This window comes from Burkholderia sp. BE12 (assembly GCF_002959955.1).
Taxonomy (GTDB): Bacteria; Pseudomonadota; Gammaproteobacteria; order Burkholderiales; family Burkholderiaceae; genus Burkholderia.
On record NZ_PREY01000027.1, the window covers coordinates 21,600 to 43,342 of the forward strand.

General features: G+C 70.9%; 7 protein-coding genes. All 7 read left to right on the top strand.

The genetic code is table 11. The features are described 5' to 3' along the window. Positions 1-249 precede the first annotated feature (249 nt). The 7 genes from C4B30_RS25865 to C4B30_RS25895 all read left to right on the top strand — a co-directional run bounded on the left by C4B30_RS25865 (position 250) and on the right by C4B30_RS25895 (position 21,577). Positions 250-9,915, top strand: coding sequence for a non-ribosomal peptide synthetase (locus C4B30_RS25865; RefSeq protein ID WP_027784416.1), 9,666 nt, complete (start codon positions 250-252; stop codon positions 9,913-9,915). Between the two features lie 9 nt (positions 9,916-9,924). Beyond that, positions 9,925-14,916 (top strand): non-ribosomal peptide synthetase, encoded by a 4,992-nt coding sequence (locus C4B30_RS25870; protein WP_027784417.1) that lies wholly within the window; start codon positions 9,925-9,927, stop codon positions 14,914-14,916. Beyond that, a complete protein-coding gene (locus C4B30_RS25875; protein WP_027784418.1) occupies positions 14,906-15,937 on the top strand; it encodes a GNAT family N-acetyltransferase in 1,032 nt (343 codons plus the stop codon). The genes C4B30_RS25870 and C4B30_RS25875 overlap by 11 nt, the downstream gene beginning before the upstream one ends. 32 nt (positions 15,938-15,969) lie before the next feature. Next, a complete protein-coding gene (locus tag C4B30_RS25880; RefSeq protein WP_027784419.1) occupies positions 15,970-17,346 on the top strand; it encodes a lysine N(6)-hydroxylase/L-ornithine N(5)-oxygenase family protein in 1,377 nt (458 codons plus the stop codon). A 22-nt stretch (positions 17,347-17,368) separates the two neighbouring features. Then, positions 17,369-19,633, top strand: coding sequence for a TonB-dependent siderophore receptor (locus C4B30_RS25885; RefSeq protein WP_027784420.1), 2,265 nt, complete (start codon positions 17,369-17,371; stop codon positions 19,631-19,633). 88 nt (positions 19,634-19,721) lie between these two features. After that, on the top strand, positions 19,722-20,561 hold the full coding sequence (locus C4B30_RS25890) for a N(5)-hydroxyornithine transformylase PvdF (protein WP_027784421.1): 840 nt from the start codon (positions 19,722-19,724) through the stop codon (positions 20,559-20,561). Beyond that, on the top strand, positions 20,561-21,577 hold the full coding sequence (locus tag C4B30_RS25895; RefSeq protein WP_027784422.1) for a GNAT family N-acetyltransferase: 1,017 nt from the start codon (positions 20,561-20,563) through the stop codon (positions 21,575-21,577). The genes C4B30_RS25890 and C4B30_RS25895 overlap by 1 nt, the downstream gene beginning before the upstream one ends. Positions 21,578-21,743: the final 166 nt, after the last annotated feature.

Genomic DNA, 21,743 nt, shown 5'->3' on the forward strand with positions numbered 1-21,743 from the left:
CGGGTAATAACGCGGGAAGCGAAAAATCTGACGCGAAAGCCGCGGGCGGAACGGGCGCCGTTGCGGCTTTCCTCCCTGATAGACGAACGGGCCGCGCAAATATTTAGCCCCATCGTCAAAAAAATCGACCGCACGCACTTTGCGTGCAAAACGGTAAAAAATCGGCCGCGCCGTTCGTCACACCAGTGAAGCCGCCCCAAGCGGCCCCGAGACTTGGCCGAAGCGGCCGGACCGAAGGACTTCACGCACATGACGAGTTTCCCGACTGCGCTGCATCACCGAATCCGCGAACTGGCGCGCCTCGCGCCCGACGCACCCGCCATCGCGGTGCCTTTCCAGAACGACCTGCGCCTGTCGCGCGGCGCGCTCGACGCACGTGCATCGCAACTCGCCCGGCAACTGCGCGCGGCCGGCGTCGGCGCCGAAGTGCGGGTCGGCGTGTGTGTCGAACGTTCGTGCGAACTGTTCGTCGCGCTGCTGGCCGTGCTCAAGGCGGGCGGCGTATTCGTGCCGCTCGATCCGCGCCATCCGAGCGCACGCCTCGACTGGATCGTGCAGGACGCGCAACTGCGGCACGGCATCGTCGACGCGGCCGGCCGGGCGGCGCTCGGCACGCCGTTCGAACACGCGTTCGATGCGACGGCCGATGCATCGGGCGTCGCGCAGGATGATGCGTTCGATGACGACACCGTGGCCGTGCATCCGCGTTCGGCCGCATACATGATCTATACGTCGGGCTCGACCGGCACGCCGAAGGCGGTGGTCGTCGAGCACGGGCCGCTCGCCGCGCATTGCGACGCGCTCGCGGCCGCGCTGCCGATCGAGGCGGGCGACCGTCTGCTGCATTTCGCGTCGGTCAATTTCGACGCCGCGCACGAATGCTGGCTCGCGCCGCTCGCGGTCGGCGCCGGCATCGTCGTCGCGCCGCCGCAGCCGTTCGCGCCGGACGCCGCGCATGCGCTGATGGTGCGCGAAGCGGTCAGCGTCGCGGCATTTCCGCCGGCTTACCTGCGCGAGTTCGCAGCCGTCGCCGCACGCGACGGCGTGCCGCCGGCATTGCGCGTACTCGCGTTCGGCGGCGAAGCGCTGCCGCAGCAGGCGTTCGAATTCGTGCGCCGCACGTTCCCGGCAGTCCGCCTGATCAACGGTTACGGGCCGACCGAGGCCGTGATCTCGCCGATGCTGTGGCCGGTCGAGCCGGGCGAAACGCCGCTGCTGGCCGCGGACGACGCGTATGCGTCGCTGCCGATCGGCCGCGTGATCGGCCCGCGTGTCGCCCGCATCGGCGGCGCCGAAGCCGACGGGGTGGGCGAGCTGCTGCTCGGCGGCGTCTGCGTCGCCCGTGGTTATCACGGTCGCGCGGCGCTCACGGCCGAACGTTTCATTCCCGATGCGCACGGCGAACCCGGCGCGCGCGTCTATCGCACCGGCGACCTCGCACGCGTGCGCGACGACGGCGCGTTCGACTATCTCGGCCGCCTCGACGATCAGGTTCAGGTGCGCGGCGTGCGCGTGGAGCCGGCGGAAATCGCCGCATGCCTGCGCTCGCACCCGGCCGTGGCCGACGCGGCCGTGGTAGCCGACACCGCCCACGGGCCGACGCGGCTGATTGCGTGCGTCGCGCTGCGCGCGCCGGCCGACGATGCCGCATTGAAGACGCACGTGGCCGCGCAATTGCCGGCCGCGTGGCAACCGCACCGGTTCGTGCGTTGCGATGCGCTGCCGTACACGCTGAACGGCAAGCTCGACCGTACCGCGCTGCGCGAGCGGATCGCCGCCGCGCGCGACGCGACGCAAGCTGCCGGCGATGCGCCGCGCACGCCGACCGAACAGCGGATCGCGGGCCTCTGGCAGACGCTGCTGGGCCTCGACGTCACGCCGTCGCGCGACGATCGCTTCTTCGCGCTGGGCGCCGATTCGCTCGCCGCGATGCAGTTGCAGGCCGCGATCCGTGCCGCCGTGCGCGTGAATCTGCGGCTCGATACGCTGTTCGCGGATCCAGCGCTCGCCGAACTGGCCGAAACGGTCGACCGTGCGGAACCCGAGACCGGCGAATCGCTGGCCGCGATTGCCGCGCGCCGTGCGCCGGCCGATGCGGCCACATCGGGTGCGCCGCACATCGACCGTGCAGCATCGCTCGCACAGCAACGCTTCTGGGTGCTCGCGCAAACGCGCGACGCAAGCGCCGCGTATCACATCGCCGCACACTGGACGATCGACGGCGTGCTCGACCGCGACGCGCTGCAGCGTGCGCTCGATCACGTGATCGGCCGTCACGAGGCATGGCGCACGACGCTCGTCGACAACGACGACGGTGTCGTGATGCAGCGGATTCATGCGCATCTGCCGGTGCCGATCACCGCGGTCGACCTGCGCGACCAGCCGCCCGCCGCCCGCGACGCGCAAGCCGCCCGTCTCGCCGAGCGCGATGCGGCCGAGCCGTTCGACCTCGCGCGCGGCCCGCTGCTGCGCGCGACGCTGATCGCGCTCGCCGACGATCGTCACCGCCTGCTGCTGACCGCGCATCACGCAATCACCGACGGCTGGAGTTCGCGCTGCGCGTTCGACGAACTGTCGGCTGCGTACCGCGCGTATGCCGAAGGCCGCGAACCGTCGCTGCCCGAATTGCCGATCCAGTACGCGGACTACGCGGACTGGCAGCGTGACGTGCTGGCCGGCGGCGAGGGCGAGCGCCAGCTCGACTACTGGCGCGGCGCGCTGCGCGACGTGCCGGGCCCGCTCGCGCTGCCGGTCGACCGCCAGCCGGGCGCGGTACGCACGCTGCACGGCGCACGCGTGTCGGTGCGCCTGCCCGATGCGGTCGCGGCCGACGTGCGGCAACTTGCACGCGACGCACAGGCCACTGTCTTCACGGTGCTGCTGGCCGCGCTCGACGCGTGGCTGTCGCGCCTGACCGGCGAAACGGACGTGGTCGTCGCGGTGCCGGTCGCGCATCGCCAGCGCCCCGAAACGCGCGCGTTGCTGGGTCTTTTCCTGAATACGGTCGCGCTGCGCGTACGCGTGGCGCCGACGCTGCCGTTCCGCGCGCTCGTCGACGCGGCGCGTACCGCGGCGCTCGACGCGGTCGCGCACCAGGACGTGCCGTTCGAGCGCGTCGTGGACGCGGTGAAGCCGCCCGTCAAGCGCGGCGACGAATGGCTGCGAGTGAAGTTCGCGCAGCAGTTCGACGCGCGGCACGACAGCGTGCTGCCGGGCGCCACGGCGGTCGCGACGCCGGGGCCCGATCTCGCCGCACGCTTCGATTTCGCGCTCGATTTCACCGACGACGCGAACGGGATCGAACTGGTCGCGGCCTATGCGACCGACTGCATCGATGCCGATACCGCGCGTGCGTGGCTCGACAGCTATGCGGCGCTCGTCGGCGCGGCCGCGCGCGATCCGCGGCACACGACGGCCGCGCTGCCGTGCGATGCATCGGCTGCGTCGCGCCAGCCGCGCGACGGCCGTGCGCTGCGTATCGAGCATGCCGACATCGTCGCCGCATTTGCACGGCAGGCGGCCGCGTATCCGCATCGCATCGCGCTTTCCGACGCATCGACTTCGCTGACGTTCGCCGAACTGGACGACGCATCGAACCGCATCGCGCGGGCGCTGGCGCAACGCGGCGTGGCTGCCGAAGCGGCGGTCGTCGTCTGCATCGAGCGTTCGGCGCGTTTCGTCGTCGGCCTGCTCGGCGCGCTGAAAGCCGGCGCGCTGGCCGTGCTGCTCGACCCCGCGCAGCCGGCCGCGCGACTCGCCGCGGCGGCTGCGGACTGCGGCGCGCGCTGGGCGCTCGTCGCGGAGCCGGTCGCATGGCCGGCCGGCCTCGACGCACAGCCGCTCGACGTCGACGCGCTCGCGCAGGACGCGACGCTCGCCCATGCGGCCGGCGTACGCGTCGTGCCGCACCCGCAACAGGGCGCGTACCTGATCTATACGTCGGGGTCGACCGGCACGCCGAAGGGCGTCGTCGTCTCGCACGGCGCGCTGGCCGACTACGTGCAGGGGATGCTCGACGAACTCGCGTTCGCACCCGACGCGTCGTTCGCGATGGTCTCGACCGTCGCCGCCGATCTCGGCCACACGACGCTGTTCGGCGCGTTGTGCGCGGGCCGCACGCTGCATCTGCTGCCGGCCGCGTGCGCATTCGATCCGGATCGGTTCGCCGACGAAATGCGGGGTCGCGACGTCGGCGTGCTGAAGATCGTGCCGAGCCACCTGCAGGCGCTGCTCGATGCGCGCGTGCCGGCCGACGTGCTGCCGCGCCACGCGCTCGTCACGGGCGGCGAAACACTCACGTGGGCCCTCGTCGCACGGCTGGCCGCGCTCGCGCCGGCCTGCCGCGTGATCAACCATTACGGGCCGACCGAAGCGACGGTCGGCGCGATCGCGTGCAACACGGCGTCGATTGCCGCCGACGCGCGCGACCCCGCGAGCGGCGTGCCGCTCGGCCTGCCGCTGCCGAATGCGCGCGCGCTGGTGCTCGACGCGTTCGGCGCCTGCGTGCCGGCCGGCGCGACGGGCGAGCTGTATCTGGGTGGGCCGGGCATCGCGCGCGGCTATCTCGGGCGTCCGGCGCAAACCGCCGAGCGCTTCGTGCCCGATCCGTTCACGCCCGGCGCACGGCTGTATCGCACGGGCGACCGCGTGCGGTTGCGCGCGGACGGCCGTCTCGCATTCCTCGGCCGGATCGACGACCAGGTGAAGATCCGCGGTTACCGCGTCGAACCGGGCGAGGTGAGTGCGGCCGTGCGTGCGGCCGGCCCGATCGCGCAGGCCGAAACGCTCGCGATCGAGCAAGATGGCCGCTTGCGGCTCGCGACGTTCGTCGTGATGCGCGACGGCACGGCATTCGACGAAGCCGCGGTGCGCGCCGCGCTCGCCGCCAAGCTGCCCGACTACATGGTGCCCGCGCAATTCGTCGCCCTGGCGCGCCTGCCGGTGACGGCGAACGGCAAGATCGACCGCGCGGCCTTGCGCGAATTGGCGGCCGTGCCGGTCGCGGTCGCGTCAGGCGATGCGCCGCGGGGCGCGGTCGAGACGGTCCTCGCCGACGTCTGGCAGGCCGTGCTGAAGGCGCCGAAGGTCGGCCGCGACGACAATTTCTTCGAACTCGGCGGCGATTCGATCCTCGTGCTGCAGGTGATCGCCCGTGCGCGCAAGCGCGGCGTGCGCTTCACGCCGAAGCAACTGTTCGACGGGCCGACCGTCGCCGAACTCGCTCGCATCGCGAAAACGGACGACACGGCCGTCGCCGTGCAGCTTGCAGGCGCAGTCGCGCCTGCCGTTGCCGCGCCGGCTGCCACGCCGATCCTGACGCCCGCGCAACAGCGCTTCTTCGCGCTCGATATCCCGCGCCGCGGCCACTGGAACCAGTCGGTGTCTTTCGATGTGCGCGGCGCGTTCGACGCGGATGCGTTCGCACGCGCATTCGACGCGTTGCTCACACATCACGACGCATTCCGTCAGCGCTTCGTACGCGGCGCGGACGGCACGTGGCACGCGAGCGATGCGGCGAAGCCGTACGACGCGCTGCCGTTCGTCGAAGTCGCCGCACGCGACGAAGCCGACGCGCTGGCGCGCTTCGATGCGCTGCAGCGCCGTCTCGATCTCGGCAGCGGGCCGCTCGCCTGCGCGTGCGCGGCACGGTTGCCGGACGGTTCGACGCGACTTTATCTCGCGATTCACCATGCGATCGTCGACGGCGTGTCGTGGCGGATCCTGCTCGACGACCTCGACACGGCCTACCGCGCCACATGCGAGCGCACGTCGATCCGCCTGTCGCAACCGGGCCTGCGCGCGGACGCATGGGCCGCACGGCTTGCCCGCGCCGCAACGGAGCCGGCGTCGCCGTTCGCCGCCGAAGCCGCCTACTGGGCCGGCATGGCGCACGGCAGCGACATCGTGCCCGATCACCCGGACGCAGCGGCGACGAACGCCGATGCGGCCGTCGTCGTGCAGACGATCGACGCGGCATTGACCCGCGCCGCACTGACCGACGCGCACGCGGCCTATCGCACGCAGACGATCGAGCTGCTCGGCGCGGCGCTCGCGCTGGCGCTGGCCGGCGCGCGCGGCGCCGCATCGTGTCGGGTCGAACTGGAAGGGCACGGCCGCGAGGCGCTGTTCGACGACGCGGATGCCAGCCGCACGATCGGCTGGCTGACGAGCCATTACCCGGTGACGCTGCCGGTCGAAGCGACGGTTCGCGACACGCTGTGCGCGGTCAAGGACACGCTGCGCGCGGTGCCGCACAAGGGACTCGGCTTCGGCGTGCTCGCATGCTACGGCGATGCGGCGACGCGCGCGACGCTGGCCGCCGTGCCGCGCCCGCGCGTCACGTTCAACTATCTCGGCCAGTTCGACGCGCCGCGCGATGCAACGCTCGTCCCGCGTTTCGGCGGCACCGGCGTCGAGCGCGATCCCCAAGGCCCGCTCGGCAATACGCTCGCGATCCATGCGTACCTCGACACGGACGGCGACGGCGCGCGCACGCTGAAGGTTCACTGGGTCTACGGTGCGCTGCAATTCGAACGCGCGACGATCGACGCGTTCGCCGAACGCTTCGCGGCCGCGCTGCGCGAACTCGTCGATGCATGCGCGTCGCGCGTCGCGCATCGCGGCGCCGGCGCGACGCCGGGCGATTTCCCGCTCGCGCAGGCCGCCGGTCTCACGCAGGCCGCGATCGAACGCGCGCCGCTCGACTGGCGCACGATCGACGACGTGTATCCGCTGTCGCCGATGCAGCAGGGCATCCTGTTCCATGCGCTGTTCGCGCCCGGCCACGCGAGCTACGTGAACCAGCTCGTCGCGACCGCCACGGCGCTCGACGCTGACCGGCTCGCGGCCGCGTTCGATGCGTCCGTCGCGCGTCACGACATCCTGCGCACGAGCGTGATGCCGGACGAAGCCGCGCCGCTGCAGTGCGTGCATCGCCACGCGCAAATGCGGGTCGAGCAGTTCGACTGGCGCACGCGCGGCGACACGCTCGACACCGATTTCGACGCGTGGCTCGCGGCCGACCGCGCGCGCGGCTTCGACTGGCGCGAGCCGCCGCTGATGCGGCTCACGCTGATCCGCGTGACGGACGACGCATGGCGTGTCGTATGGACGCGTCACCACGTGCTGCTCGACGGCTGGAGCACCGCTCGCCTGCTCGCCGACGTGCTGCGCGACTACCGCGACCCCGATGCCGTGTCGCCGTTCGCGAGCCGTCCGGCGCTGCGCTATCGCGACTTCATCGCATGGCTCGGCACGCGCGAGCGCGACGCCGACGAGCGCTTCTGGACCGGGCGCCTGGCACGGCTCGACGCGCCCACGCTGATTGCGGAACGCACGGCCGACCGCGCGGACGCCGAGATGGTCACGTGGCGCGCGACGCTCGATGCCGACACGATGACACGTGTCGCGCAGACGGCCCGCGTGCTGAAACTGACCGTCAACACGCTGGTGCAGGGCGCATGGGCGCTTGCGCTGCAGCGGATGACGCACCAGCCGGCCGTCGCGTTCGGCGCAACCGTCGCGGGCCGTCCCGATGCGCTCGCGGACGTCGACTCGGTGCTCGGTCTTTTCATCAACACGCTGCCGGTGATCACCGCGCCGGCGCCGCAGCAACGTGCGGCCGACTGGCTGCAAACGCTGCAGCGCGAGAACGCGGCCGCCGCCGAACACGCACACACGCCGTTGGCCGACATCCAGCGCTGGGCGCGCGGGGCGGGCGGCGCACTGTTCGATACGCTGGTCGTATTCGAGAACTATCCGGTGGACGACACCGCGCGTGATGGCGATCCGCGTGCGCTGGCGTTGAGCGACATCCGCAGCATCGAATCGACCGATTTCGCGCTGACGCTCGTGATCGAAAGCGGCGCCGAACTGACGATCGACTACGGCTACGACACCGCGCGCATCGACGCGCATCAGGTCGAGACCTGGCACCGCGCCTTCGCCTGCGCGCTCGATGCGCTGGCCCGTACGCCGGACGTGCGGCTCGGCACGCTGTCGATCGCCGACGATGCGGCCCGCGATGCGCTGCTGCGCGCGCAGGACACCGCGCGTACCTGGCCGATGGAACGACGGCAGCCGCTGCACCTGCAATTCGTCGACGCGGCACGCGCGACGCCCGACGCGATCGCGCTCGAATATGCGGACGCTCAAGGCCGCGTGCAGCGCGCGACCTATCGCGAACTCGACGCCGGCACGTCGCGCATCGCCGCCGCGCTGCGCCGGCACGGCGTGCAGCCCGACACGCCGGTCGCGCTGTGCGTCGAGCGCTCGTTCGACATGGTGATGGCGCTCGTCGGCGTGCTGAAGGCCGGCGCCGCGTACCTGCCGGTCGACCCCGACTATCCGGCCGAGCGCATCGCTTACCTGCTGCGCGACGCGCAGCCGGCCGTCGCGATCACGCAGGCGCATCTGCGCGAGCAGGTCGAGGCCGCGCTGGGCGAGGGTGCCGAGACGCAACTGCTGACGGTGGCGGATCTGCTGGCCGACGAAGCGGGCGATGTGGACGATGCAGCCACTACGATCGACGACGCCCAGCTCGCGTACCTGATCTACACGTCCGGCTCGACCGGCAAGCCGAAGGGCGCCGGCAACACGCACGGCGCGCTCGCGAACCGGATCGCGTGGATGCAGCACGCATACCGGCTGACGCGCGACGACGTCGTGCTGCACAAGACGCCGTTCGGCTTCGACGTGTCGGTGTGGGAATTCGTGTGGCCGCTCGCGATCGGCGCGAAGCTCGCGATCGCCGCGCCGGGCGACCATCGCGATCCGGCGCGTCTCGCGGCCGCGATCCATGCGCACGGCGTGACGGTGCTGCATTTCGTGCCGTCGATGCTCGCCGCGTTCGCCGCCCATCTCGACGATTTCCCGGCCGCCGCGCAATGCGACAGCGTGCGCCTGGTCGTCGCGAGCGGGGAGGCGCTGGCGCCCGAACTCGTCGCGAAGATGGCCCGCCTCTTGCCGAACGCGACGCTCGTGAACCTGTACGGGCCGACCGAAGCCGCGATCGACGTGTCGCACTGGACCTGCGGCCCCGACGACGCGCACGCGGTCGCGGTGCCGATCGGCCATCCGATCGCGAACCTGCAACTGCACGTGCTCGATGCCGCGTGGCAGCCGGTGCCGGCCGGCGCGACCGGCGAACTGTATCTGGCGGGCGCGGGCCTCGCACGCGGCTATCTCGGCCGTCCGGCGCTGACGGCCGAGCGCTTCGTACCCGATCCGTTCGTGCCGGGCGCACGCATGTACCGCACCGGCGACCTCGCGCGCCGCCGCGCGGACGGCGCGCTCGACTACCTCGGCCGGGTCGACACGCAGGTGAAGCTGCGCGGCCAGCGAATCGAGCCGGGCGAGATCGAGGCGCTGCTGCGCGCGGCGCCGGGCGTCAACGATGCGGTCGTGATCGTGCGCGACGAGCAACTGGTCGGCTATGTCTCCCGAGGCGACGCAGGCCCGCTCGACCGCGCGGCGCTGCTCGACGCACTGCGTGCGCAGCTGCCGGCGTACATGGTGCCGTCGCAGCTGATCGAACTCGATGCATTGCCCGTCACGCCGAACGGCAAGTGCGACCGCCATGCGCTGCCCGCGCCGGTGCGTGAAGCGACCGAAGCCGTCGAACTCGCGACCGATACCGAGCGGGCGCTCGCCGAAATCTGGCAGCGCGTGCTGCACGTGGACGCGATCGGCCGCGACGGCGATTTCTTCCTGCTCGGCGGCCACTCGCTGCTCGCGACGCAGGCCCACGCGCAGGCCAATCTGCACTGGGGGCTCGCGCTGCCGCTGCGCACGCTGTTCGACACGCGCACGCTGGCGCGCTGCGCGCAAGCGATCGACGCGGCCTGCGCGGCACGCGGCGCGACCGATGCGGCGAGCGCGATCGATGCGCTGCTCGGCGAACTGGAAACCCAATAAGGACGACGGATGACGAAGGTTCAACCCGACTGGCTCGCGCTCGCGACGCGTTTCGCGCAACTGCCCGACGCGCAGCGCGCGGTCTTCATCGACAAGCTCGGCGCGGCCGGCATCGACTTCCGCGTACTGCCGATCCCGCCGCGCACGGCGCGCGGCGACCGCGTGCCGGCGGCGTTCGCGCAGACGCGGCTGTGGCTGCACGCGCGGCTGATCGATACGCCCGACGCCTATCACATCACCGAGCGCCTGGCGCTGACGGGACCGCTCGACGCGCATGCGCTTCGCCTTGCATGCGATGCGCTGATCGCGCGCCACGAAGCGCTGCGCACGACCTTCGACGAAGCGCAGGACGGCGTCACGCAAACGATCCACGCGCCGTTGCGCTGCCCGTGGCGCGAAACCGATCTCGACGCATTGCCGGATGCGCAGCGCGTGCCGGGCGCGGAAGCGGTCGCAATGGCCGACGAAGCCGAACCGTTCGATCTCGGCACGGCGCCGCTCGTGCGCGCGCATCTGATTCGCTTCGACGCGACGCATCACTGGCTCGCACTGACCGTGCATCACATCGTGTCGGACGGCTGGTCGTCGGGCGTGATGCTGTCCGAACTCGCGGCGTTCTATCGCGCGTATGCGTCGGGCGAGCCGGTGCCGCTCGCGCCGCTGCCGATCCAGTACGCCGACTATGCGCTGTGGCAGCGCCGCTGGCTCGACGCCGGCGAGCGCGACCGTCAGCTCGCGTTCTGGCGCGAGCGGCTCGATCCGCAGCGCGGCGTGCTGACGCTGCCGGGCGCGACTGCACGGCCGGCGCGGCGCAGTGCGCGCGGCGCGCGTCATGTGTTTTCACTCGACGCGCGCCTCGGTGCGCAGTTGCGCGCATTCGCGGCCGCGTCCGGCGCGACGCCGTTCGCGGTGCTGCTCGCGGCGCTCGACGCGCTGCTGGCGCGCGCGACCGGCGACGCACGGATCTGCGTCGGCGTGCCGGCCGCGAACCGCGAGCGCGCGGAAGTCGCCGGCCTGATCGGCTTCTTCGTCAACACGCTGGCGATCGACGTCGACGTGCCCGCGAACGGCGATTTCTCGTCGCTGGTCGCGCGTACGCAGCGCGCGCTCGTCGACGCCCAGATGCACCAGGACGTGCCGTTCGAGCAGGTGGTCGACGCCCTCGGCGTGCCGCGCAGCGCCAGCCACCATCCGCTGTTCCAGGTGATGGCCGCGTACGGCGAACGCCGCGCGCTGCCGGCACTCGGCGCGGCGTCGGCCGTGTTGCTGCCGTCGGGTACGCCGTCCGCGAAATTTGACCTGACGCTGTCCGTCGAAGCGACACCGGACGGCACCTTCGACGCCGCCTTCATCTACGCGCTCGACCTGTTCGACGCGGATGCGATCGCCCGGCTGGCCGCGCGCTTCGTCACGCTGCTGACCGATGCGCTCGCGCGCCCGGATCAGTCGATCGGCGATCTCGACTGGCTGCCTGCCGACGAGCGCGCACAGCTCTTCGCGTGGAACGCGCCGGCCGGCGCGAGCGCTGCCGAGCCGTTCGTTCCGGTGCATGCACGCATCGCGGCGCATGCACGCGCGCGGCCCGATGCACGCGGCGTCGCCGATATCGATCGCGCATTGACGCGCGGCGAAGTCGATGCACGCGCGGCTCGCCTGGCGCGCCATCTGGTGGCGGCCGGCGTGCGCCCCGAGATGCGTGTGGGCGTCGCGCTGCAGCGCTCGGTCGACCTGCTCGTCGCGCTGATCGCGGTGCTGAAGTCGGGCGCCGCGTTCGTGCCGCTCGACCCGGCTCATCCGCGCGAACGGCTCGCGCAGATCGTCGGCGACGCGAACATCGTGCACGTCCTGACCGACGCCGCGAGCGCCGCGTCGCTGCCCGAGCTGCCGGAACTGCGCGTGTGGCGCGCCGACGAAATCGATGCACTCGACGAAGCCGCGGGTGTCGCGCTGCCCGACGTGCTGCCGGGCCATGCAGCCTACGCGATCTACACGTCGGGCTCGACCGGCAAGCCGAAAGGCGTGATCGTCGACCATGCGTCGTTCGCGCTGCATTGCGCGGCGATCGCCGAGCGTTATGGCGCGGGCGAGAACGACGTGTTCCTGCTGTTTCAGTCGGTCAATTTCGACGGCGCGCACGAGGGCTGGTTTTCGCAATACATGTCGGGCGCCGCCGTGTCGGTGACGGCCGACGTACTGTGGCCGCCCGCGCAGACCTGCGCGATGATGATCCGCGACGGCGTGACGATGACCTACGTGCCGCCCGGCTGCGCGGCACAGCTCGCCGAATGGGCGCTCGCGCACGGCGCGCCGCCGACGCTGCGTTCGCTGACCGTCGGCGGCGAGGCGACGTCGCGCGAGGCGTTCGCGATGTTGCGCCGTGCGCTGCCGAACGTGCGCGTGGTCAACGGCTACGGCCCGACCGAAACGGTCATCACGCCGACGCTGTGGATGTTCCGTCCCGGCGACGATCTCGCGAAGCTCGGCGACGCCGCGTATCTGCCGATCGGCACGCTGGTCGGCGCGCGCACCGCGCACGTGCTCGACGCGCGGCTGCATCCGCTGCCGGTCGGCGTGATCGGCGAACTGTATCTGGGCGGCGAGGGGATCGGCGTCGCACGCGGCTACCTCGACCGCCCCGCGCTGACGGCCGAGCGCTTCGTACCCGATCCGTACGGCGCGCCGGGCGCGCGACTGTACCGTACCGGCGACCTCGTGCGGCGTCGCGCGGACGGCGTATTCGATTTCATCGGCCGCGTCGATCACCAGGTGAAGCTGCGCGGCCTGCGCATCGAACTCGGCGAAATCGAAGCGCAGCTCGCCGCGCACGACGCGGTACGCGAAGCATGCGCGGTCGTGCACGGGCAGGGCGCGCTCGCGCAGCTCGTCGCGTACGTCGAACTGACCGCCGAGGCGCAGGCAGCCGCGCAGCCGGTCGAAGCCGCGACGCTCGACGCGCACCTGCGCCGCACGCTGCCCGACTACATGGTGCCCGCGCAACTGATCGTGCTCGACGCGCTGCCGCGCAACGCGAACAGCAAGGTCGACCGCGCGCGGCTGCCGGCGCCCGTGCGTGTCGAACGGGCATATGAGGCGCCGCACGACGGTGACGAAGCCGCGCTCGCGGCGATCTGGTGCGACGTGCTGAATCTCGAGCGCGTCGGCCGCGGCGATCACTTCTTCGATCTCGGCGGCCATTCGCTCGCCGCCGTGCGCGTCGCGACGCGGGTGGCCGAACGGCTCGGCCGCGACGTGCCGGTGCGCGCGCTGCTCGAGGCGCCGGTGCTCGCGCAGTACGCACTGCAGGTGGCCGACGCGCCACGTGCGGCACATGCCGGTGCCGCGGCGCCGGGCGTCGCGGTCGCCAAACCCGATGCGCACGGCGTGTGGCCGCTGTCGCCCGCGCAACTCGGCCTGTGGTTCCTGTGGCGCGCGCAGCCGGACAGCGCCGCATACAACATTCCGGTCGCGCTGCGCGTGCGCGGTCCGCTCGACGTCGATGCGCTACGCGCGGCGTTCTCGGATGCGGCGGCCGTGCATCCGGCGCTGCGCGCGCGGCTCGTCGCTCGCGACGGTACGCTGCCGGGCCAGCGGATCGAGGCAGACATCGCCGTCGATCTGCCGATGATCGATTTGTCGGCCCAAGACGATGCGCTGGCCCGCGCGGTCGCGCTGACCGACGCGGATGCGCTCGCGCCGTTCGATCTCGCGGCCGACGCGCCGCTGTGGCGTGCCCGCGTGTTGCGGCTCGGTGCGGACGATCACGTACTGTCGGTGACGATTCACCACATCGTGTCGGATGGCGAATCGATCGAGCTGTGGCTCGACGCGGTGCGCGCCCGCTACGTCGCCCGTGTGCGCGGCGACGTAGCACCGGTCGACGAAGCCGCTCAACCGGCCGTGCCACTCGTGCTGCCCGCGCCGTGCCATCCGGCCCGAGTCGCGTACTGGCGTGACGCACTGGCCGATCTGCCGTCGCGCGTGCTGCCGCAGCGCGCGGACGCGCCGGCCCTGCCGCAATGGCGCGCGGCCCGCATCGCGTTCGAATTCGATGCGCAACTGATTCGCGCCGCACGCGACGCCGCGTCGGCCGCGCACGCCACGCTGCCGATGCTGCTGCACGCGGCGCTCAACACCGCGCTGTTCCGCACGACGGGCGCGGCCGACCAGCCGGTCGGCGTGCTTGCATCGACGCGCGAGCTTACGGGCGACGCGGCCCGCGCGGCGCTTGGCCTGTTCATCAACTCGGTCGTCGTGCGTACGCGGATCGACCCGGCCGCGCGTCGCGCGGACGTGCTCGCGCAAGTGCGCGACACGGCGCTCGCCGCGTATGCGCATGCCGACGTGCCGTTCGCCGACGTCGTGGCCGCGTTGCGCGCGCCGCGTGCCGCGCAGGCCAATCCGCTGTTCCAGGTGATGTTCAACTACCTGCGCCCGACCGGTGCGGCCGCGCGCGACTGGGCCGGCCTGTCGCTGGCCGAATTCGACGACGTGCGCCATCGCGTCGTGTTCACGCTGGAGCTGGACGTCGTCGAGCATCCGGACGGCCGCGTGAGCGCCGCGTTCTCGTATGCGGACGAACTGCTCGCGCGCGATTTCGTCGACGTACTCGTCGATCTGTATCACGACGAAGTCGCGCGTTTCGCCGGTGCGTCGGAAGCCGCGCTCGGCGCGCCCGATGCGCGCGCCGACACGCACGCTGCGTTCAACGCACGCGCCAGCGGCGCAACACGGCCCCACGCAATGCCGTCGCATGCCGCCGCCGTGCTCGCCGCGCTGTGGTCGGACACGTTCGCGACGGCCGCTCCCGAGCCCGATACGGACCTGTTCGAAGCCGGTGTGACATCGTTCGACGTCGTGCGCTTCGTCGACGCCGCAAGCCGTTCCGGTCACACGCTGACGGTCGCCGACGTGTTCGCGGCGCCGACGCTCGCGGCGCTCGGCGCGCGGCTCGATGCGCAAGCGAAAACGAAAACGGGACAGGAGGCGCGCCATGCTGGCTGAGGTGCGTCCGGACGGATTCACGATGCTCGATACCTACCGCCTCGCGTTCGCGGACGGCCTGTTCGCCGTGCGCGACGGCGCGCAGATCCGCGTCGCGCAGGGCGACGGGATCGGCGCGCAGTTGCTGCGCGCGCAACTCGCGGACGACGGCGCGCTGCGCCTCGTCGCCTACAACCATCGCGCGGCGCCGGCCGACCAGCGGCGGGCGCTGCTGGCCGCACTGGCCGCGGCGTTTTCGGACAGCGCGCGCCACGCCGCGATCCGGCTCGACCCGGCCGCGTGGCCGGCGGTCGCGCTCGACGCGCTGCGCGCGAGCGGCGTCCTCGCCGACGGCGGCCGCTGCGTGCGCGACGGCTGGGCGCAACAGGCCGATCTGTGGCTCATCGGCGCGCCTCTGCCGTGCGCGACGCTGCCGACGATCACCGACGGCCGACGTCATCCGCGCCGGCCGCCCGCACCGCGCGGCGACGTCTACGCGCGCGATCTGCCGGCGCTCGGCGTGCGCTTCACGCTGCGCGGCTGGCAGCCGGCGGAGGACGCCGAGCGGCTCGCGCGCTGGTTCGACGAGCCGCGTGTACGCGATGGCTGGCCGGCCGCACGACCCGCGCGATGCGGCGTGCAAGGCCCGCAGGAAGCCGATCCGCACGTCACGCCGCTCGTCGGCTGTTTCGACGGCGAGCCGTTCGCGTATTTCGAAGCGTTCTGGCTGAAAGAGGACGCGCTCGCGCCGCACGTCGCGGCGTGCGACTACGACCGCGGGCTGCGGATGCTGGTCGGCGAGCCGCGCTGGCGCGGCCCGCACCGCGTGGCCGGCTGGCTGCCGTCCGTCGTGCATTACCTGTTTCTCGACGACCTGCGTACCGAAGCGGTCGGCTGTGCCGTTCCGGCCGGCCACACGCGGGTTGCCGACCATCTCGCGCGGCACGGCTTCGCGCGGCAGCGCCGCCTCGCGCTGGCCGATGCGCAGCCGCTGTGGATGCGCACGCTGCGCGAGACGTTCTTCTCCGGCCGTCACGTCTGACGGGCCGGATTCATCGACAAGGGAGCTGAGACATGCAGAGAGAAACCGTATTCGACCTGATCGGCGTGGGCTTCGGGCCGTCGAATCTGGCGCTGGCCGTGCGCCTCGCGGAGCGCGGCGGTGCGCACACGCTGGCCCATTGCTTCGTCGAGCGCCAGCCGGAGTTCGGCTGGCATCGCGGGATGCTGCTCGACGACTGCCGGATGCAGATCTCGTTTCTGAAGGATCTCGTCACGATGCGCGATCCGAAAAGCCGCTACACGTTCATCAACTACCTGTTCGAACGCGGCCGGCTGAACGAATTCGTCAACCTGAAGAACTTCTATCCGACCCGCGTCGAATTCCACGACTACCTGAGCTGGGTTGCCGAGGCGTTCGACGATCGCGTCCATTACAGCGAGACCGTGCTGGGAATCGAGCCCGTGCGCGGCGATGGCGCGAGAATCGACGCACTGCGCGTGCTGTCGCGCGACGCGGCCGGCCACGAGCGCCAGCGCGTCACGCGGGCGCTGTCGGTCGGCGTCGGCGGCACGCCGGCGATTCCGGATGCGTTCGCCGCGCTCGGCCGCGACCGCGTGATCCATTCGTCGTCTTACCTGACCGATATCGACCGGCTCGTCGCATCGCCCGACGGCGAGCGCCGCCGCGTCGCGGTGATCGGGGCGGGGCAGAGCGCGGCCGAGGTGTTCATCGACCTCGCGCGCCGCTTCCCGCACGTCGACGCAAGCCTCGTGATGCGCGCGGGCGCCCTGAAGCCGGCCGACGACAGCCCGTTCGTCAACGAAATCTTCAGCCCCGAATTCACCGACGTCGTCTATGCGCAGCCACACGACGCGCGCCGCGCGCTGCTCGAGCGTTATCGCGACACGAACTACGCGGTGGTCGACCGGCCGCTGATCGAGCAGATCTACGAAATGCTTTACCTGCAGCGCATCGACGGCACGCCGCGTCATGCGCTGCTCGCAAACAGCGCGATCGAGGCCGCGGTGCGCACCGCCGACGGCCGCATCGAGTTGACGTTGCGCGACCGGTTGAGCGGCGCCACGCGCGTCGAGCGCTTCGACGCGCTCGTGCTCGCGACCGGCTACCGCCGCGACACGCATTCGGCGCTGCTCGAAGGCCTCGCGCCGCATCTGGGCGATGCGCTCACGCGCGGCGACGTGACGCGCGACTACCTGCTCGCGACGCCCGAGCACTTCGCGCCGCGCATCTATCTGCAAGGCTGCTGCGAAGACAGCCACGGCCTGTCCGACACGCTGCTGTCGGTACTGGCGCGCCGCGCGGACGAAATCTGCGCGTCGCTCGAAGACGGGATCGCGCCCGCGCATGACGAAGGCGCGGCCCGGGCAACGCATGAAAAACGACCGAACAACGGGGTGAGCGCGGGCCGGATGGCTTTCGCTCTTTGACAAAGGCGCGGTCGGAGACCGCATGAAAAAAGTGGAGCAGAAGAAGATGGAGTGGGCAACAGGCACGCGTTTGCGTGCGATCGCAGCCGCGGCAAGCGTGGCGTTCGGTACGGCGGCGGCAGGGCACGCTTACGCCCAGACGGCGCCGGCCGTGAACGCAGGCGCCGCGGCGCCGGCCAGCAGTGCGCAAGACGGTGCGACGGCGAATACGTCGACCGGCGCGCAAAACGGCACGCTGCCGGCGATCACCGTCAACGCGGCCTCGGCAGGAGACGGCACGGTCGGGCTCGTCGCGAAGCGCAGCACGACCGGCACCAAGACCGATACGCCGCTCAACGAGATCCCGCAGACGATCAACGTCGTCACCGCGCAGCAGATCGAGATGACCGGCGCCACCGACGTGAACGCGGCGCTGCGCTACGTGCCGGGCTTCTCGTCGTACGGGTCGGACAACCGCTCCGACTGGTACGCGGCGCTGCGCGGCTTCACGCCGACCGCGTACGTGAACGGGCTGCAGGTGCCGAACACGATCAACCTGGCGAGCTGGCGCGTCGATCCGTACATGATCGACAGCATCAGCGTGCTGCGCGGGCCGACCTCGGTGCTGTACGGCGCGGGCGATCCGGGCGCGATCATCGACGTGCACACCAAGCTCGCCGACGGCGAGCGCGTGCGCGAAGCCGGTGTGCAGATCGGCAACTATGCGCGCAAGCAGTTCATGATCGACGTCGGCGACAAGCTCGATCCGGACGGCAAGTATGCGTACCGGTTCGTCGGCGTCGCGCGCGACGGCAACGCACTGACCGGCCCGAACAACGACCAGCGCGTCGCGCTCGCGCCGTCGTTCCGCTGGCGCCCGGACGCGGATACGTCGCTGACGCTGTCCGCGACGTACCTGCAGGACTGGGGCGACATCTCGTCGAACTTCCTGCCCGCGCAGGGCACGGTGCTGCCGAACCCGAACGGGCAGATCAACAAGGACATCTACGAAGGCGACGGCGACTTCAACTACTACCGCAAGAAGCAGTGGTCGGTCGGTTACCAGTTCGAGCGCAACCTGACGCCGGCCTGGACGTTCCGTCAGAACACGCGCCTGATGCATCTGTCGCTCGACAACGGTTCGGTGTTCGGCAACGGCTTCGTCGACGGCAGCACGACCGACGTGTCGCGCTGGGCCGGCGTGTTCCAGATGAACTACAGCCGCTTCGACATCGACAACAACCTCGAGGGCCGCTTCGCGACGGGGCCGCTCCAGCACACGCTGCTGCTCGGCTTCCAGTACAACCGCCAGACCGCGACCGACAGCGAATGGCTGGCCGCCGCGCCGACGCTGAACCTCTACAACCCGGTGTACACGCCCGTCACGACGGCGGTGTTCACGCCCGACTCCACGTTCCGCACCAACACGTACACGACGATGAACACGTTCGGCCTGTACGCGCAGGACCAGATCAAATGGAACCGCTGGACGCTGACGCTCGGCGGCCGCGAGGACTGGGTCAACATGCGGATGGACGACCGCGCGGCCGGTACGTCGACGAAAGCGGACGTCACGGCGTTCACCGGCCGCGTCGGCCTCACGTATCAGGGCGATTACGGGCTGTCGCCGTACATCAGCTACGCCACGTCGTTCAATCCGCTGATCGGTGTGAACCTGCTCGGCGGCGGGCTGCCGCAGCCGACGCGCGGCAAGCAGATCGAGGCCGGCCTGCGCTGGCAGCCGCCCGGCAAGAACCTGATGCTGAACGCGGCGATCTACCAGATCAACCAGACCAACGTGCTCACGCCGGCGCTGCCGAGCCAGGACAATACCGGCACGAAGTCGGTGCAGACGGGCGAGGTGCGTTCGCGCGGGATCGAGTTGAGCGCGACCGGCAAGGTCACGCGGAACCTGTCGGTGATCGCGTCGTACGTCTATCAGGACGTGAAGAACGTACAGGCCAACGACGGTACGGTGAACAACTGGCCGGTCGACATTCCGCGTCCGCGCCAGATGGCGTCGCTGTGGACCGACTGGACGTGGCACACGGGGCCGCTCGCCGGCTTCGGCCTCGGTGGCGGCATTCGTTACCAGAGCGCGTCGGCCGGTGCGGCCGACAACTCGCTCACGGTATCGAGCGTCACGCTGTTCGACGCGGGCCTGCATTACGACACGCGCAACTGGCGCTTCGCCGTGAACGGGACGAACCTGTTCAACCGCCATTACATCAGCGGTTGCCAGTCGATGAACGTCTGCATTTTCGGGACCGACCGCACGGTGATCGCGACCGCGAAATACAACTGGTGACGTCGCGCGCCGCGGCGCGCCGGCCGGCCTTCGTGGCCGGCGCGGGCCGGCCGCGGCGCCTTCGTCCGCTTTTTTCCACGACGCATCCATGCCGAAGAAAAATCTCGTCTACATCCAGTCGCTGCGCAACGGCGCGGCCGATCGTGCCGGCCAGCCGGTCGCTTATCGCGGCGGCACGCGCTACATGAAGGCGCCGCTCGAATTCCTCGTCGAGCGCCTGAACGATTCGCCGCTCGGCGAACGCTACACGCTCCAGGGCGTGATCGTCGACGACGACGACGGGTCGCCGGCCGACCGCGCGAAAGTGGCCGATTACGGGTTCGCGCGCACGCCGGGCCGCCCGTGGATTCTGCCGGAAGGCTTGACGGTGCAAGGCCGCCCCGTCGACGAACTGTTCTGCACGATTGCGTCGACGTACCGGCGGCTGCCGCGCGATGCACGTGAGCGCGTGGCCGGCAAACAGGCATTCGAGCGCCGCCTGCTCGAGCGCCTGCTCGAACTCGACGCCGACATCGTCGTGCTCGACGGGCTGCTCGTGATCCTCGACGAACTCGTGCGGCCGGGCGCGCGCTTTCACCGGCGCATCGCGAACATCCATCCGGGCATCACGGCCGACGATTCGCCGTACCAGCGGCGCGGCGCGTGGGCGACGCTCGACGCGCTGCACGGCGCACGTGGCGAACGGGTCGACTGGGCCACCGGCGCGACGTCGTCCGTCGAGCCCGTGACGATGACGGGCGCGTCGTTCCACTACGTCGACAACGGTATCGATTCCGGCGAGGTGATCTGCGACGTGCTCGACACGCCGATCGCGCCGGACGACACGATTCTCGAACTGCGCTGGAACAACTTCCAGCGCAGCCTGTTTCCGGCGCTCGAACGCGGGCTGCACGTGCTCGCCGATCGCCACGACGCGGGAGCACTGTGATGCAAGACACGCTGACGAAACCGGCCGGCGCAGCCGACGCCGTCGAAGGTGAAGTGGCCGCGGCGCTCGATGGTGCCGCCCATGACCAGGCGACGCAGGTTGCGGAGCACACGCTCGACGCATGGCGCCCCGACGACTCGCCGGACGGGCTGCTCGCGGCGTTCGTCCCGTTGTTCAACACCGACACGCGGTACGACGCGGCAACGATCTCGGTGCCGCTCCGTGGCGCCAGTGCGGGGGCCGTCGCGTCATACGTGGCGCGAGCGGTGCGCGAAGGCGTGATCGACGGCGCGCAGGTCGCGGGCGACACGCTGCGGCTCACCGTGTCGCGCACGACGTTCTGGCAGAATCCGCGGCCGTGGCTGAAGGCGCCTGCGTCGGGCGGGATGCCGCTGCGCTACGCGATCACGAACGGCCACCGGCATCCGGTGCGGCCGCCGTCGCCGGCCGGCGAGATTTACGCCCGCGCCATGCCGCAGGTCGGCATGACGTTCAGCCTGCGCACCGTCGACGTCGACGCACACGCGGACCTGTTCAGCCACTGGATGAACCTCGACCGTGTCGCGCATTTCTGGGACCAGCGCGGCACGCGCGACGAGCATGCGGCGTATCTCGCCGAACGGCTGGCCGATCCGCACATGCACCCGACGATCGGCTATTTCGACGACACGCCGTTCGGCTATTTCGAGTTCTACTGGGCGAAGGAGGACCGCCTCGCGCCGTTCTACGATGCGCACGACTACGATCGCGGGCTGCACCTGCTGATCGGCGACTCGCGTTTCCAGAGCGCCGGCAAGCTGCATGCGTGGTGGAGCGGGGTGCTGCACTACATGTTCGTCGACGAACCGCGCACGCAGCGGCTCGTCGGCGAGCCGCGCGTCGACCACGTGCGGCATATCGCGTACATGCATCGACTCGGGTTCTACACGCTGAAGGAGTTCGATTTCCCGCACAAGCGCGCGGCGCTCACCGTGATCGAGCGCGACACGTTCTTTGACACTTTCCGGTTGCCATGACGGGGGCGGCGCGCAGCGTCGGTGCGACGACGGTGTGCGCGGCCTTGCGATGCACATGCGTTGGCCGTCCGGTATATGGACGGCGCGGCCTGCGTCATGAAGAATGGATCGCTCCTCTCCTCGACGACAGGCTGGCAGCATGAATCAGACATCCTCGGCAACGTGG